1 protein-coding gene and 1 pseudogene are annotated in these 1,091 nt (G+C 63.9%); both read right to left on the reverse strand.

Annotated elements, in window-relative coordinates; genetic code table 11:
* Nucleotides 1–457 (reverse strand): annotated as a pseudogene (locus EN893_RS35195) (NAD(+)/NADH kinase); the annotation flags it as partial.
* Nucleotides 458–690: 233 nt separating this feature from the next.
* On the reverse strand, nucleotides 691–1,091 hold a 401-nt coding region (locus EN893_RS38840), incomplete at its 5' end, for a hypothetical protein (protein WP_206640250.1).

Here is a 1,091-nt window from a genome sequence, read left to right on the forward strand (position 1 = left end):
GGGTTGCGATCATGACGCCGTCGCAGTTCAGTTCCTCAAGCCGGACCTGTTCGTCGACGGTGATGCGGATCTTGGCCGTCTGGTACGACTGGCGCCACAGCGCCACCTCGTTGATCGCCAGTGCTGAAATCGTTTCGCCTTCCGAGGTCACGGCCAGCATCTCCAGCGGGCGGATCGTTTCGGCGACGGCGGCCTCGAGACGCTCGGTGAGGCCACCGGAACGATACTCGTTCATCAGGAAGCCGATGGTGCCACGGTTCATGCCGTAGACCTTCTTGCCGGTCCCCATCGTGTCGCGCAGGGTCTGCAGCAGGAACCCGTCACCCCCAAGCGCAACGACGATCCCGGCCTCCTCGACGGAAGACTGGCCATAGCGCACCGACAGGCTTTCCAGCGCCGTCTTGGCGTCAGCGGTGTCGGACGAGACGAAGGCGATGCGGCTGGCGGCTTTGCTCATGGCTCCCCGATGACGACCGATTGGCAGCGGCCGGTTGCTGGGCCGCGCCAGCGCCGGGGTAGCATGGGCGGGGTACGTCTGCAAAGGGAGGTACCATCCCGGATGGCAACGCCATCCCGGATGATACGGCCATGCCGGTCGGCGGATGCGGGCATGCCGTTCGCGTATCATGTCAAAGGCTACGCGAATGTGATGGTTAAGACGGGCCTTAAAGTCTCGTAAAGCCGGATCGGTCATGTTAGCCGGCAGTGGATGGGTGGCGTGGGGGCTAGCCAGTCGAGGCCGACATATTGCCGGTAACACGCCTGATCATCGTCTTCCTGATGCTGGGAAGCTTCGCGCTGCTCTTTGCCGAACTGGTGCGCCAGTCCGAAGAGACGAGCTTCCGGCCGCAGCCCACGGCGTCGCGCTGTGGTGATGCAGCCGGGGCGCCATGCCCGCAAAGGGCGCTGTAGGCCTGAAATGTCCTGATCATCCTCGCGATGACGGGCAGCATCGGCGGTCGCTTCGATGCGCGACATCGCGCGGCAGTTTCTCTCCTTAAAAGCAGAGGCCGGTCGGCCGCCGCACGTTCCACTCGTGAAGGCTTGCTGTTTGCACTCGCGGCGCTTGGCGGTGTAGATGGGTGCATCGA

The sequence above is a fragment of the Mesorhizobium sp. M7A.F.Ca.CA.004.04.2.1 genome (genome assembly GCF_004022825.1).
Lineage (GTDB): Bacteria > Pseudomonadota > Alphaproteobacteria > Rhizobiales > Rhizobiaceae > Mesorhizobium.